This is a genomic window from Gilliamella sp. CG25 (assembly GCF_046635705.1).
Classification (GTDB): Bacteria; Pseudomonadota; Gammaproteobacteria; order Enterobacterales; family Orbaceae; genus Gilliamella; species Gilliamella apicola_I.
The window spans coordinates 143626-160314 of the sequence record NZ_JBIDFJ010000005.1; the positions used below are offsets into that span (position 1 = coordinate 143626).

The following is a 16689-nucleotide window of genomic DNA, read 5'->3' on the forward strand; positions in this document are numbered from 1 at the left end:
GTAAAAAAGCAGTTCAATAATTTACTTATAACTCTTTACTTTTGATATCTCCAATAATCAATCCATTATTGATTAGTTCAGGAACATCAACATAAATATTAATACCATAAATTTTACCGTGCCAATCATTATTAACTTTTTTTGCTTTTATATAAAGCTCTTTATCCCCAATTAGTTGACCTTGATTATAAACTTTATCAACATCAATTTTCTGTACAGTGTTAGATCTAACTAGATTGTGATTTTCAAATTCGTTACCTGATATTGATAATCCTAATCCAGCAATAATTACACCGTTCCAATCATTGAACAGTTTAGTTGGTGTTAAATCTATCGTATGTTCAGAAATAAGTTTTCCTTGATTATAAACATCCTTAGATTTTATAGACATTGTTTTGTATACATCAACAATATTATTATTTTCAAACTTTTCTCCTGAAATATTGATATCATATCCTTGCATTTGACCTTTCCAATCATTTATTAAATAATCTGAATTGGTATTTAAGGTTTGTTCAGAAGCTAATGTTCCTTGATTATAAACTTTTGTTGAATCTATACTTAATAACTTTTCTGCAGTAACTTGGTTATGGTTTTCAAAATTTTTTCCAGTAATCGTGATATTGCTACCTTTAACGAATCCATTCCAATCATTTTTGAAATAGCCTTGACTTATCAACGCTGATTTAAAAGATGATAATTCGCCTTGGTTATATAAATCAGTAGCGTTAATTGTTAAGTTATTATACCCTTCAATTAAATTATGATTTTCAAGTTTTTCACTTGATAGTGATATATTGTAAGAAGTAATCCTACCATTCCAGTCATTTTTGAAAATTTTGCCGTAAATGGACAGATCCCCTTTTGAATTCAGTTCTCCTTGATTGTAAAGATATTCTTTTTCAGAAATAGATAAATTTTCACCTCCATATATTACATTGTAGTTTTCTAAATTTGAACCAGTTAAAGATATTGAATTAGCTGTTAACTCACCTTTCCCTGCATTTATAAAGTAAAAAGCGTTTATATTAATGCGATCGGATAAAAGTTTTCCATAGTTATTCAAATGAATTACCGAACTATCTAAATCAACTGAAGACTTAACTAAACCATAATTTTTAAATGACGACCCCTTTATATTAATATATTTACCAATTTCAATATTTCCAGTGCTGTTATTTATAAAGTCATCACTATTTACATAAAGATGATATGATTTTATCGTGCCTTGATTTTCAAAAATACTAGAATTTAGTTGGATGTTTTGGTTCTGTGATTGAATCAAACTTTGTTTGTCGTTAAAAATAGTGTAACCAGATAGGGCAATATTATTTTCCGCCAATATTTTGTTTGCATTATACGTGTTGTTAGCTTTCATAGTTATATCATTACTTGCTTCAATAACACCATAATTTTTAACATATTGAGCTTTAAGTTGAACATTTTTTGATTTGATATCATTTGTATTTAATATATAACCGCTATCAGCAGTAAATTGTTCTCCAGCGGAAATCTTACCGAAATTTTCTACATATTGACTTTGTATATTAAGATTTTTTCCACTTTCTATAGTCGTATTGTTTCTTATTTCAGAACTATTAAAATTGATTGAGTCCTTTGCCATCATATAATTGTTATTAATAATGATACCATTGGCATTGATGTTAAGGTCTCCAGCACTTACGCCCAACGTTCCTGAATTACGCACACCGACACCTTGTTCATTTGCACTCAATGTAATTTTACCTGCGTACATGCCACCTAAAGCAGATACATCAATACCATAATTAAATCTATCTTGATAGATTTCATCTTTTTTATTCTCAGTAAAGCTTAAATCTGTACCGACATTATTTTGACCTGCTATCACATTAATTTCTTTATTAGCCCATAATTCAGCATTAATTTTCACACTTCGAGCAATGATATCCGTATAATCTTGCCCGGTATTTTTTAAGCCTTGACCCGTAACATAAATATGTCCACGTTCAACTTGATACCCAGTCAATTTTCCGTTTTCTACTAGCGGTTTACCGGTTGTTAAAGTTGCTCGGTCAGCATTGATAAAACCACATCCATTACAGGTTATACCCGCTGGGTTGGCAATGATCACTTGTGCTTTTGGACCGGCCACTTCAATGTATCCATTCAACTGACTAATATTAGGTGAATTGACTTCATTCAAAATGACTTTAGCGCTTTGTGTGAGTGATATATTACCGTTAACAAACTCCACTAATTGCGTTGCATATCGATCTGTTCCATTATTTAATATCACTCCTTTTTTGGATACATCAAATTGAGTATATTTATTATGTGAAACCCCACTACTCGATGGATTAGTAATATTAATTATTTTGATGCCGTCAGAATGTTGATAAATATCGGGGCGTTGACTACGATCGGCTGTTTTGTCTGCGACAATATTGGTAGCATAACAGCTATCAATCAGACTAACCATTCCCAATGCGATATACGATATAAATATTAAAGGTTTTATTTTGAAGGATTTTGCTGGGTAAATTGAGCCGTGTTTTTGATGAATTATTCCAACTTTATTTTTATTACTTGCCACCATTTGATGCGATTTAACCAGTTCGGATACAACAATAAATACATTTCGAGCTTTATTAAAAATAATTCGATATAAATTTCTATTCATATTATTTCCACCTTTCATCAATTGTTAATGCATTAAGTTATATACAGCTAATTTTTAGATAAATAAAAGTTCAGTGAACATTGAAAAAATTTGACACAGTAATTAAAACTTAAGAAGTTTTATCGTTTATTAATATCATCAATAAGATCTATTAATTTTTTTAGTCTAATGTTACATCAAGAACATTTAAATTAGATAAGGAGGATCAGCGAAACAATTTAAGTTAATTACAACTCATTGAGGGAATTATGATAAATTCCCTGTGATATCGATTTTTTTATTGAATAATAACAATAGGATACCTCATCAAACCTTAGTATAAAGATAAGATTTTATTGATTTTTCTGATTGTTATAATCGCGATGCATTATATGGAAAATAATCATATCCGTAATATTAGATATGATAGTTTCCGTTTTTATTGTATTTTGTTTGTCATTGGAAAAAGTATTATTATCTAAAGTGAAAAATATCTCTGAAGCCGAATTTTCGATTTTATATCGCTGATTATGTTGAGTGTTATCTAATTTATCAACATTAATTGTACCTAAATTGTTGATATTATTTCCACCTGCTACATTGATATTATTAGTTTTGATAATTCCTAACCAATCATTCTTAAATTGCTTAGTTTCTGTATATATCTCATTTTTGGCAAATATCTCGCCATTATTATAAATTTGTCCAGCTTTAATAACGAGTTTATCCTTTGCGTTTACGATTTTTCGATTGTCAAAATTTTCACTGTTTATTTCAATTTTATTAGCGCTGATTTCCGCTTGCCAATCGTTTTTAAAATTAGTGCTTTTAGTCGTTAATCGCTCAACTGCTATTAATTTCGCTTGATTATAAATATCAGCTGTATCAAGTTTTAAATTTTTATTGGCAGTAACTTTATTGTAGTTATCAAACCTACTATCTTCAAATGAAACCAAATCATTAACAGTAATACCATTTAGACTTATTTCATCGGCATTTACCTCTCCTAACCGATCATTTTTAAAATAATTACTGGATATTGCTATTTTATCCTGAGCCAATAATTTTCCTTGATTATATAATATTTCAGTAGAATTGATTTCAAGTTGTTCTTTAGCAATAATTTGATTGTAATTATAGATTTTTGATGAAGATAATTTAACTTTATTCGATTTTATGATGCCTTCCCTACCATTTTCCAATTTGCTAGCGTTTAAAGATAGCGACTCCTTTGCTAACAATTGACCAAAGTTGGATACTTCTTCAAGTTGTAAATTCATGTTATCTGCATCAATAACACCAAAGTTAGTTAAATCTGTCCCTGAGTCATCATTTTTGATACGTATTTTTGAACTTTTTAAAATACCTTGCCAATCATTTTTTAAATTTTTAATATTTAATTCCATCTTATCTTTAAAAGCGATATTACCATTATTGTACATTCCGTTAGTTAATCTTATATTAGCCCAATTACCGGTAATCCAACCATGGTTATCAAATTGCATACCGTTTACATTGATTCGATCCTCTGCAATGATTTTACCTTGCGATGTATTGGTTATTTTCGATTCAGATGTGTTTCCTAAGTTTACCGTTGGTGATTTTACTTCACCTTCATTAACGATATTATTTCCTTCTAATGAAACATTTTCTCCAGCTTGAATTGAGCCTTTATCCTTATTGGTGATATTATCACTATGTACGATTAAATCTTTTTCTGAGGTTAATTTGTTCTCATTTGTCACGTCATCTGCAACTATGTTTAATTTATCCTTAGCTTCAACTTCACCGTAATTTTCAACGTTTTTCCCCTCTAAATCTACATCTGCTGATTCAATTTTCCCTTCCCAATCATTTTTTATATTATCACCCGATACACTAATTTTATCGGTGGTTGATACATTTCCCGCATTTTCAGTATAATTAGCAGAAATTTTTATCATTTGTGCTCTTAATCTTCCAACATTTTTGGTACGTTTGGCTGTTATTGTAATAGCTACAGCATTTATATTACCTGTCCATGTACTAATAAATTCTTGACTAAATGAAGTAATATTTTTTCCTGCTGACAATTTACCCTCATTCGCAACCAATTTAGATGCTTTTAGATTGATATCTTCTTTCGCTTCAACGGTTCCATAATTTTTTACTTCTGTTTTTGCCATTAAACTGACATTTTTTTGAGCGGCAATTGTGCCATGATTTTCTATTTGTTGACTGTTTAATAAGATGTCTTTTGTTGCTTTAAGATTACCACCGACATTATTTAAAATTTTACCATCCACCGATAAATTTAACGTCCCCGCATTAGCCATAAGTATTCCATTATTACGTACACCTACCCCTGTTTCGGTACCTATCATCTTAATTTTTCCAGCATACATTCCACCTAACGCTGAAACATCCAGCGCAAATTCTGGTTGTGCAGTATTGGTGTCTGATACAATTTTTTCAATCTTTGTCAGATCTGCTTTCACTTTGCCTTGACCGGTCACAATAGTGATTTCTTTATTTGCCCATAACTTGGCATTGACATTCACACTACGTGCGATTAAATCGGTGTAATCTTGTCCTGAATTTTTTAATCCATCCCCTGTAATGGCTATTTGCCCTTTTTCAACATGATAACCAATCAATTGTCCATCTTTCATTAATGCTTTACCGGTCGTCAAGGTTGTCCTATCTGCATTAATAAAACCACAACCATTACAGGTTATACCGGCCGGATTGGCGATGATCACTTGGGCTTTTTGACCGGCCACCTCGATATAACCATTTAATTGGCTGATATTTTGCGAATTCACTTCGTTTAGTATGACTTTGGCGCTATTTTGCAGTGATGCATTACCATTAATATCACCGGCTAATTGTGTTTTACTACCGTCACGAGAGTTATTTAAAATGACGCCATTTTTTGAAACATCAAATTGCGTATATTTATTATGTGAAACGCCCCCTTTTGTTGGCGTTGCGATATCAATTTGTGTTACGCCGTTTGGTAAGCCTTGAATGGCTGGACGTTGCGCTTGATTGGCATTTTGATCGACAACGATATTATTTGCGTAACTAGATTCAACAATGCCAACCATACCTAATGCGATATAGGATAAAAATACTAAGGGTTTTAACATAAAGGATTGATTTTTATTTTTAGAAATCACTTCAATTTTTTTTGTAGTCTGATTATGACTTGTCATGACTTGATGGGAACTAACCATTTCGGATACCACAACATACAATCCACGAGTCTTATTAAAAACAATACGAAAAAAATTCTTGTTCATAGTATTTCTCACCTTTCATCTATTTTCTAACATGCTAAGACAAATCATATTTATCTATTAAACAATGGGTCATGCTCAATAAATCCATATTTTTTTTATAATTAACCAAACAAATAATTATTGAAATTGATACAACTAAAAATGACAACGATAAGATTTATATATTTGGAACCATTACCACAATTTGATTGCCCCTAAAATAAACAGGCTAATAGCAACGGAAAATTTTATATGATTTAGATAACTTAATTTTTTTATAATAAACTTTAACTTCATATTTAGTCAAAGATTTTATTTATTTTTTTGTCAATTTTCGAGTTTAACTAAGTTAGACTTTAATTCTTTTGAAGTTTATGCCACACAATAAAATTTTAATATTTGGTTTAATAGTCCACGTATTAAGGAGTTCAGGTCAAATCAGATGCTTTTATTAATCCGATTAACAAATCATTGATGTTTTTTGAACAGTTAAATGATCAATGTTGTTAATAAACCTTCATCACAAAATTATCGATGAAAAACAAAATTTTATTTCAAAATAATCTGTCAATAGAGGGAAGGAAATTGAACGAAAGGATTATCAAAGGAACGAAATGTGGCATTATTGGCTTATCAGTCATTTAAACACAACTGATAAACCAATATGATATTTTACCGAGATAAAATTTTATTTATCATGATTAAAACTTTTAAATGTTGGATAAATACTAATCACTGATTTCTTGTAATTCTTTTGCATTTATCTGTCCAAAATTTTCTATCCCATTTTCAACTTTTAATACAAGAAGATTAGTATCGATAACGCCAAACCAATCATTTTTGAAATGTTTACTGACACCGTCTATTTTATTTTGGGCAAATAACTCTCCATTATTGTAAAACTCTGTTACGTTAATCTTCAATGTATCATTAGCACGGATTGATTTTCGATTATCAAATCGTCCTTCAATTATTCCTTCTTCATTTATTTGTCCTTCTATTTTAATCGTGTTGGCACTGATTTCACCTTGCCAATCATTTTTAAAGTTGTTACTGACTATATCTAATTCTTTTGATGAATGAATTTTTCCTTGGTTATAGCCATCTGTAACTTTAATCGTTAACTTTTTAGCAGCAGTGATTTCATTGTAATTTCTAAAATTTTCAAACTGAGTAAATATTTCATTAGCCTTTATTAGGCTTTGCCAATTATTTACAAAATTACTGCCTGATAAATAAAAATAAGTCGCTAAAATTTTCCCATAATTATATAAATTATTAGTAATCACATTCATCGAACCAACCTCTATTAGACCATAGTTGGTAATATCATTATCAAAATTAACAGAACTAGGCTCAATCATAGCGTAATTGGAAGATAGTTTACCGTTCCAATCATTTTTAAATTCATGATAGTTAAAATGTAAATTTGATTTTATCGCAATTTGACCTTGATTATACACTTTTCCCATCGATTCAATATCTCCAGCATCACCACTTACCAATCCCCAATTATCAAAATGTTTCATCGTTATGGAAACAGCTTTATCGGCTTCTATTTTTCCACGCCAAGTATTAACCACGGTTCCAACATGTCCGGCACTTAAAACTACAAATGAACTTTTAATATTACCTTCATTAACTATATTTGTTCCAGATAATGAAACAACTTCTCCAGCTTGAATTAAACCTGTATCTTTATTGATAATATTTTTTTCACTAACGACCGATATTTCCTTTCCAGATGTTAGTTTATTTACGTTCATAACATCAGCAACAATGCTTAATTTAGCCTTGGCATTTACTTCGCTATAATTCTCAAAATCTTTCCCTTCTAAGGTAATATTTTTCGACTGAATTACACCAAACCAATCATTTTTGATTTTATCACTCGATACAGTAACGCTTTCTCCTGCTGATAAATCACCCGCATTTTCGGCATATGATGCTTTAATTTCCACCTTTTCAACCGCATTCATTTTGCCCACATTTTTAGTGTGCCCTGATTTTAATACAATTGTGTTAGCGCTCACATTCCCTGTCCATGTACTAAGAAAGCCCTCACTTTCTGCGCTAAGATTATTGCCTGCAGACAATCTATTTTCGTTGGCAATCAATGTATTAGTTTTGATTTTGATATCTTCTTTCGCTTCAATAATCCCATAATTTTTTATCTCTGTTCTACCCAACACGTCGACATTTTTTTGACTGGCAATTGTGCCATGATTTTCTAATTGTTGACTGTCTAGCAAGATATCTTGTGTTGCCTTAATATTACCCCCCACATTATTTAAAATTTTACCACTAACCAATAGATTCAACATTCCCGCACTTGCCATGAGTGTCCCATTATTACGAACACCTACCCCTGCGTCAGTACCCACCATCTGAATTTTTCCGGCATACATTCCGCCTAACGCTGATACATCTAGAGCAAACTCAGGTTTTACAGTATTCGTGTCTGATACCACATTTTTAATTGTTGCCAGATCTGCACTCACTTTGTTTTGACCTGTCAGAATAATGATTTCTTTATTCGCCCACAATTCCGCATTAACCTTTACACTACGTGCAATTAAATCGGTATAATCTTGCCCTGAATTTTTTAATCCATCCCCTGTTATGGCTATTTGCCCCTGTTCCACGTGATAACCCGCCAATTTTCCATTTTCCATTAGCGGTTTACCGGTGGTTAAAGTTGCCCTGTCTGCATTAATAAAACCACAACCGTTACAGGTTATGCCTGCCGGATTGGCGATAACTACTTGGGCTTTTTGACCGGCTACCTCGATATAACCATTTAATTGACTGATATTTTGCGAATTTACTTCGTTCAATATTACCTTGGCGCTATTTTGTAGTGATGCATTACCATTGATATTACCGGCTAATTGCGTTTTACTACCGTTTGAAGAGTTATTTAAAATGACACCATTTTTTGATACGTCAAATTGGGTATATTTATTATGGGATACGCCATCATTGTTTGGTGCTGTGATATCAATTTGCGTTACACCGTTTGGTAAACCTTGAATCGTTGGGCGTTGCGCTTGATTGGCACTTTGATCGACAACGATATTATTTGCGTAACTGACGCCAGTCATACTGACCAGTCCTAACGCAACATAGGATAAAAAAACTAACGGCTTTAATAAATAAGATCGGGGATTATCGATCGAGTTATTGTTGACGTGAATACGCTTGCCTTGCTGACCCTTACTAACCACAACGTGATGTGATTGTGCAATATCAGACACAACAACAAATAATCCACGAATCCGATTAAAAACAATACGATAAAAACGTTTATTCATAATATTTTACCTTTCATCTTTTTGTTAATAGCCGTAATAAATCATATTAATATTAAATTATGGACAGCAAATTTTCTAAAATGACTTCAGAATCAGATAAGACTATTAAAAAATTTAATACGAATTCAACTATAACGGCTGCGTTATGATTAATGCTTTAAAAAGCACGCAAATGACTTACAGAACACTTAATGACTTTTATTAAGCTAACGGTGCAAACAAAATTTTTATATTGTTTAGATAACTTAATGTTTATATATTAAACTTTAAATTTTCATTTAGTCAAAGAATTTTACCTAATGAATTGTAAGCAAATTTTATTTTCAAATTTCAAAATGGTTAAAAACGAAGACTTGTATTGATATCTTTTTTTTATAATGATTAAAGGTGAGAGATAACTGTAGATAACATTTAACATAATAGAATCTTAATAACCTGATTTAGCAAACGAGAAATAACGTTTGGTAAACCAGGTGAGTAATTTTATCAATTATAACTTACTGTCATGCATTTTATTGATTAACGAAAATACCATTGATCACGCCAATGTTGTTAATATAGGCTATTTTAGATTCAATATATTTTGCATTAATTATTCCATGGCTGTCGTTGGTCAATGTCCTAGCTGTTAATTTAATATAATCATCTGAAGTTATTTTTCCTTCGTTATAGATGAGGTTAGCGAGTATACTAATTGATTTATTGACAGATAGCGTTCCATAATTATTAAAATTATAGTCAATATCTAAATCAATAGTGTCTGATGCTATCCAACCAAACCAATCATTATGAAAATTTCTACCGTGTAACTGTATTTTATTTTTAGCTAGTAACTGACCATTATTGTATAAACTACTTACGTTTAATTTGAAATCATCATTGGCTTTTGCAAAATTTCGGTTATCAAAATTTCCGCCTTTGATTTCGATTTGGTTAGCATTGATTTCGCCTTTCCAATCATTTTTAAAGTTATCAGTTTTTATTGCCAATTTATCGGATGCAAAAATCTTCCCTTGGTTATAGCCGTCTTTCACTTTGATCACCGATGAATTTAATGCACTAATTTCATTATAATTATCCAACTTATTGGTATCCATTGTAATTAAATCGGCTTTGATTTCACCTTTCCAGTCATTTTTAACTTCATTGCCTTTTAAAATGATTTGTTTATTGGCAAATAATTTTCCTTGATTATAAAACTGGTTACCCCCATTAATTGACAGTAATTGACCCGCCTTGAGTTCATTATGATTTTCAAAATTACGCGTATTTATATCCACCTCATCAGATTTGATAATACCTTGCCAACTATTTACAAATGCATTGTTTACTACAGATAAAGTATGATTAACTAAAAGTTGACCATAATTATAAACATTATTATTCAAAATATTTAAATTATCAGCATTGATGACGCCATAATTAGTGATAGTAGCATCCGATTTCGTTTTGTTGATATGCATATAATTACTGGCTAATTTGCCATTCCAATCATTTTTAAAATCTTTAATGTATAAATTCAAATTGTTATTTAGCGTAATTTGACCTTGGTTATACATATAATCTTGTAATTCCATTGATCCATTATCCGCATTTATCTGTCCAGAATTCTCAAATTGATTAGCATGAATATCAAATAATTGCTTAGCATTGATTTTTGCTCGCCAAGTATTCACAATTTTCCCAACCTCTCCTTCCCCTAAAAATACTGAGTCACTATTGATTGTGCCATCATTGATGATGTTATTTGCAACTATTGAAACTTTGTCCTCAGCTTTGATCAATCCTGTATCGCTATTTGTAATGTTGGTTCCTTTTAACAATAATTGCTCATCTGATATTAATTTATTGATATTATTTATATTTTCTATCGATATCACTAAGTTTTCAGCAGAATTAACTTCGCCATAATTTTCAAAATTTTTCCCATTCAAGTTAATATTTTTAGCGTTAATAATCCCTTGCCAATCATTTTTGATATTGTCGCTTGTTAGGGTAATTTGTTTTCCTGCCGTTAAGTTCCCATTATTTTCTGCAGTTGAAGCATTAATGGTGACAGTTTCATAGGCTTTCATTTTACCCACATTTTTAGCTTGCTTAGCATTAATCACAATGTTATTCGCTTTTACATCCCCTGACCAAATACTAATAAAATCATCACTGGTTATTGAAAGAGAATTTTTTGCAGACAGTTTTCCTTCATTGGTAATTAACGTATGGGATTGAAGTTTAAGGTCATTTTTGGCTGTGATTGTGCCTAAATTTTTAATTTCAGATTGACTTTTTAAGACAGTTCCTTCAGAGGATTGCATCGTTCCTTTATTAATAATTTTGCCATCAGCAGAAAGATTCAATGAACCGGCACTCGCCATCAGTTTTCCTTCATTTCGTACCCCTACACCATTTTCGGTACCGACCATTTTAATTTTACCTGCATACATTCCGCCTAGCGCAGAAACGTCCAATCCAAACTCAGGCTGATCAACTTGATTATTAAATCCTTGCTTTTCAATGGTATTCAAATCAGCACTTACTTTAGCTTGTCCTGTGATAACATTAATTTCATTATTTGCCCATAATTCCGCATTAACATGGACACTACGTGCAATTAAATCGGTGTAGTCTTGACCTGAGTTTTTTAAACCATAGCCATTAATTTCAATACGTCCGCCATCAACTTGGTAACTTTGCAATTTACCATTATCCATAATGGGTTTACCCGTCGTTAACGTGACTCTATCAGCATTAATAAAACCGCAACCATTACAAGTTATACCGGCAGGATTGGCGATAATGACCTGCGCTTCTTGACCTGCAACTTCAACATAACCATTTAACTGACTAATATTTGGAGAGTTAACTTCATTTAAAATCACTTTTGCACGATTTTGTAATAATCTATTACCATTAATGTCGCCAGCTAATTGGGTATTAGTTCTTCCTGTCGCATTATTGAGTACGACACCATTTTTGGATACATCAAATTGGTTATATTTGTTGTGAGAGACACCACTATTACTTGGCGCTGCAATATCAATTTGTGTTACGCCATTTTGCAAGTTGTGCACATTAGGGCGTTGTGCTTGGTTAGCCGTTGGATCGACAACGATATTATTGGCATAACTGACATTAACCACACTAACCAAACCCAATGCAATATATGACATAAAGACTAAAGGTTTTAATCTGCAAAACTGAACATGCTGGATTGGATTAGGGTTAACATGAACTGTTTTGATTTGTTTAGCATTATTGGTTACGACTTGATGCGATTTAGTCATTTCAGATACCACAACAAACAATCCACGGACTTTATTGAAAATAATGCGATAAAAATTCTTATTCATAGTATTTACACCTTTCACCTATTATTTTGTTAAAACGTAAAAAATAAAATCATCATATTAAACAAATGATTATTTCAATAAATCTACAAAAATAGTTAAATACGGCAATACAAATAATATTTTGAATTTAATGCAACAAAAGGAAATCGATAGGATGATAAATTACGTTAACATTAGCTAGTTATCCACTAATTAACCATCATCCTTGGTAGAACAGAAAGAAACAGACACACCAAATTAACATCATTTAGATAATTTGATTCATGTATAATAAACATTAAATTTATATTTAGTCAAAGTTTTATTTGTGCATCCGTAATTTACATTTCTTTGTTAATCCAAACAATTTTTAGGGTTAGCTAAGACTTTTGATAACAAGATTTTTCTAATTTATTAATTTATCACTTAATTTATTTTCTGTTTTGTTTAAAAAGTATTTCTATTAAGCAGATAGTTGGTGTGATCAAATCGGTTTTAATATTTGGGCACTTGATGATGTTTTAATTTTATTCGGTCTAGATATTTCTATTACCAGTAATTTTATTGATATTAATTAGGTAAGTTATAGAAATTTTTTATGTTTTTTGGGGATTAAAGTGAATGAGTAGAAAGCTCATAAGTTGACAAAGATTGAAAAAATTAATTTTTAAGATCCTAGCTTACCTATTGATGATATATTTCAGTAAACTAGGATCTTATCTTTACAACAAAAAAGAATTAATTGATCAAATTAATCTATTCATCTTTTGCATTAGTGGACTTTCCATTAATTAGACCACGATTAACGATTTTATCAGATAAATTGTCAGTAATAATTTCAGCATTAATCACACCATGCCAATCATTGAGAAAATGATTACCCGCTAATTTAATCTCTCTTTTCGAAATCACATTGCCTTGGTTGTATGTATAATTAGAATTAATAGTTAACTGATCACCAGCTTCAACCTCACCAAAGTTTTCCATATTTGTTATAACATTCAGATCAATATTTTCAGCTTTAATTGAACCAAACCAATCATTTTTTAGGTTGTGACTGACTACTTTTACTTGTTGGTTAGCCAATAATTCACCATTGTTATTAAAATCATTCAGGTTAATATTCATTGTATCATTCGCTATTAATTTATTACGGTTATCAAATCTATTACCTGTGATTTCAATGTTATTTGAATTTATTTCACCAAGCCAATCATTTTTGAAATTATTGCTATTAATTAATAACTTGCCTTCAGTTAAGAGCTTAGCTTGATTGTAAGCGTTTTCGACATTGACATTCAGCTCAGAATTAGCAAAAACTTGATTGTAATTGTCAAATTTTGCACCTACCAACGTAATATTATTAGCTTGTACTTCGCCTTTCCAATCATTTTTGAAGTTGTCACTCGTTATAGATAAATCATTTTTTGCCAATAATTTACCTTGATTGTAAACATTCTTAACATCAATATTGAGTAAGTCATTGGCATTCATTTCGTTATAATTAATAAATTCACCCGTTTCGTTAACTTGATCATTGTTGGTTTTAATGTTCACAAGATTTATTTGATCAGCATTAACTTTACCGTTCCAATCATTTTTAAATGAATCAAAAGATAGATTAATTTTGAAACTTGGTGTTTCTGAACTTTCAGAATGTGGTGAAGGTTCGGGTGAAATTGATGATAAAATTCCTTGATTATAAAGTATTCCTTTTACGGCGATATCGATGGATTGTACACCATTAACAGCACCATAATTTCTAAAGTTATTGCCTTTTAAATCAACGATTTTCGATTGCATTGTACCATTCCAATGATTAAAGACATCATCACTAATAACATTCATATTTTCTATTGATGCTAACACACCGTTATTGGATAACATTTTGGAATTTATGGATAATTCTTTTTGCGATCGAATCAGACCTGTTGAATGATTTTGAATGTTCTGACTTGCTAGCATTAATTTATTATCTGAGGTTAACGTATTAATATTATTTATATCTACAACGTCAATGATCAAGTTGTCAGTTGCGTTAATTTCTTTATAATTTTCTAGATTTTTTCCTACAAGTTCAATATGTTTTGACTGAATCACACCAAACCAATCATTTTTGATTTTTTCACTTGATACAGTAATACTTTCTCCTGCTGATAAATTCCCAGCATTTTCAACACTTGATGCTTTAATTTTCACACTTTCAGCCGCATTAATTTTCCCCACATTTTTGGTTTGCGCTGCGTTTAATGTAATATTATTAGCACTCACATTCCCTGTCCAGGTACTCAGAAATTCCTCACTTTCTGCACTAAGATTATTGCCTGCTAATAATCTATTTTCGTTGGCAACCAATTTTTCAGCTTTTAGATTAATGTCTTCTTTAGCATTAACAATACCATAATTTTTTACTTCTGTTTTTCCCGTTAAAATGACATTTTTCTGACTAATGATTGTGCCATGATTTTCAATATTGTCACTCTTCAATAAGGTGTCTGTCGCAGAATTAAGATTACCACTTACGGTATTTAAAATTTTGCCATTTGTTGATATATCTATCGTTCCCGCACTGGCCATAAGTATCCCATTATTACGAACACCTACCCCTGCTTCAGTACCGACCATCTTAATTTTTCCGGCATACATTCCACCTAAGGCTGAAACATCCAGCGCAAATTCAGGTTGTTCAGTATTGGTGGCTGAGGCGACTTTTTCAATCTTTGTCAGGTCTGTACTCACCTTCGCTTTACCTGTCACAATATTGATTTCTTTATTAGCCCATAACTTGGCATTGACATTAACACTGCGTGCGATTAAATCAGTATAATCTTGCCCTGAATTTTTTAACCCATCCCCTGTAATGGCTATCTCACCTTTTTCCACTTGATAACCAATCAATTTTCCATCATTCATTATCGGTTTACCGGTGGTTAAGGTTGCCCGGTCTGCATTAATAAAACCACAACCATTACAGGTTATGCCGGCCGGATTAGCGATAATCACTTGGGCTTTTTGTCCAGCCACCTCGATATAACCATTTAATTGGCTGATATTTTGCGAATTCACTTCGTTTAATATTACCTTGGCGCTATTTTGTAGTGATGCATTACCATTAATATTACCAGCTAATTGTGTTTGGCTACCATCACGAGAGTTATTTAAAATGACACCATTTTTTGATACGTCAAATTGGGTATATTTATTATGGGATACGCCATTATTGCTTGGTGCTGCGATATCAATTTGTGTTACACCGTTTGGTAAACCTTGAACGGTTGGACGTTGTTCTTGGCTGACATTTTGATCAACAGCGATATTATTTGCGTAACTAGATTCAACAATACTAACCATACCAAATGCAATATAGGATAAAAATACTAAGGGTTTTAACGTACAGGATTGATCTTTTTGCTTACAATACCCTTCCATTTTTTTTGTGGTTTGATTATGACTAGCCATGACTTGATGAGATTTAACTATTTCAGAAACCACAACAAATAATCCACGAACTTTATTAAAAACGATGCGATAAAAATTTTTATTCATAGTATTTTTCACCTTGTATCTAATGCTGATGTCTGAAAACAAAAGCATATTAAGTTATTAAAAATTAATTAAATTTATAAAAAAAATTAATATCCTTTTATTAACAAGCAAAGATATTAATGGGTTACTACAACTTGAAAAAAATATACAAATTCTGTCATTCGGGTATTTATGGGGATTTTCTATTAACCAACAGAAGATTAATTAGTTTTGATTATCATCAATTTCATGTCGTTAACATGAATAGTTTGACCACTGACTCAATATTTAAAAATTGACGAAAAAAAGAACAGTATTTCAAATCACTCATTGGATCTTATTAACAAATAGCTATTAGTTAAATATTGTTTTTATTTGATATATAAATGTAAGTTAATCTTATTTAACATGACTAATAAATATCAAAAAAACAAATAATACTGGAACTGATTGATTTCACAATGGTGTGTCTTTTATTGATTGATGTGAAATTGTGCCTATACCACAAGGCATTCATTGGATAAATAAAGTGTACTATATAAACATTTATTTGAGGTTCGGTCAAAGACTTTATTAAATTATTTTATATATTATTGAAAGAATTTAATTCAATTTTAATT

General features: G+C 31.0%; 5 protein-coding genes. All 5 read right to left on the minus strand.

Annotation, left to right across the window (positions count from 1 at the left end; all coding sequences use genetic code 11):
- Positions 1-25: 25 nt before the first annotated feature.
- The 5 genes from ACGH6P_RS05830 to ACGH6P_RS05850 all read right to left on the minus strand — a co-directional run bounded on the left by ACGH6P_RS05830 (position 26) and on the right by ACGH6P_RS05850 (position 16090).
- Entirely contained in the window at positions 26-2662 is a 2637-nt protein-coding gene (locus ACGH6P_RS05830; RefSeq protein ID WP_411596952.1) for a filamentous hemagglutinin N-terminal domain-containing protein, read from the minus strand.
- 332 nt (positions 2663-2994) lie between these two features.
- On the minus strand, positions 2995-5925 hold the full coding sequence (locus tag ACGH6P_RS05835; protein ID WP_411596953.1) for a filamentous hemagglutinin N-terminal domain-containing protein: 2931 nt from the start codon (positions 5923-5925) through the stop codon (positions 2995-2997).
- Positions 5926-6632: 707 nt separating this feature from the next.
- Complete coding sequence (locus ACGH6P_RS05840; RefSeq protein WP_411596954.1) at positions 6633-9218, minus strand: filamentous hemagglutinin N-terminal domain-containing protein; 2586 nt, start codon at positions 9216-9218, stop codon at positions 6633-6635.
- A 512-nt stretch (positions 9219-9730) separates the two neighbouring features.
- Positions 9731-12565: a filamentous hemagglutinin N-terminal domain-containing protein gene (locus ACGH6P_RS05845; protein ID WP_411596955.1), complete on the minus strand. Its 2835-nt coding sequence runs from the start codon at positions 12563-12565 to the stop codon at positions 9731-9733.
- Positions 12566-13300: 735 nt separating this feature from the next.
- Positions 13301-16090, minus strand: coding sequence for a filamentous hemagglutinin N-terminal domain-containing protein (locus tag ACGH6P_RS05850; RefSeq protein WP_411596956.1), 2790 nt, complete (start codon positions 16088-16090; stop codon positions 13301-13303).
- Between the last annotated feature and the right edge of the window lie 599 nt (positions 16091-16689).